The following is a 235-nucleotide window of genomic DNA, read 5'->3' on the forward strand; positions in this document are numbered from 1 at the left end:
GTTCTCGATCATCTCCTATCTCCTGGTGGACGTGCTGCACTGGCGCACCAGCAATGTCGACTTCCTCGGCTCGCCCTGGCCGGCGCGCTTCTCGCTGATCGCCGCCAACATCTGGCGCGGCATTCCCTTCGTCGCGATCTCGCTGCTGGCGGGCCTGCAGACCATCTCGCCCTCGCTCTACGAGGCGGCGATGCTCGATGGCGCCAGCGCCTGGCAGCGCTTCCGCTACATCACC

General features: G+C 66.4%; 1 protein-coding gene. It reads left to right on the plus strand.

What is annotated here, in order from left to right; translation table 11 throughout:
* Positions 1–235: ABC transporter permease subunit (locus V5P19_RS24540; RefSeq protein WP_334408116.1), on the plus strand; the 235-nt coding region annotated here is incomplete at both ends.

Source organism: Enterobacter sp. UNJFSC 003 (genome assembly GCF_036903355.1).
GTDB lineage: Bacteria > Pseudomonadota > Gammaproteobacteria > Enterobacterales > Enterobacteriaceae > Enterobacter.